Source organism: Pseudomonas huaxiensis (assembly GCF_003231275.1).
Lineage (GTDB): Bacteria > Pseudomonadota > Gammaproteobacteria > Pseudomonadales > Pseudomonadaceae > Aquipseudomonas > Aquipseudomonas huaxiensis.
The window spans coordinates 1-337 of sequence record NZ_QKVL01000200.1 but is presented as its reverse complement, the minus strand read 5'-3'; the positions used below and the strand labels follow the sequence as shown (position 1 = coordinate 337).

1 protein-coding gene is annotated in these 337 nt (G+C 61.7%); it reads right to left on the bottom strand.

Annotation, left to right across the window (positions count from 1 at the left end; all coding sequences use genetic code 11):
- A partial coding sequence (locus DM374_RS32880; RefSeq protein ID WP_157969833.1) for an immunoglobulin-like domain-containing protein occupies nt 1-337 on the bottom strand: 337 nt, incomplete at both ends.

Genomic DNA, 337 nt, shown 5'->3' with positions numbered 1-337 from the left:
CAGGTGCTCGAAATCGCCGCCAGTGGTGCCAGTGATGGTCACGCTGACGCTGCCAGCGTCGACGTACACGGTGTCTTTTGGTGCGGCGAAGGTGACAGAGCCTTCGGTCGCATCCTTGGCAATGGTGATGGTCTCACCATTGCTCAAGGTGATCTTCATCTCAGTGCCGGCTGGGTTGGTCAGCTTGGCGGTGTAAACGATGCTGCCGCCTTCCTGCACGGAACCGGTGGCGGACAGAGTCAGGCCGGTGGTGTCGAGGCGCGCAGGATCATCGGTGACGACGGTGGTCGGAGTACCAGCAGTTTCCAGGTGCTCGTAGTTGCCGCCGGTGACGCCA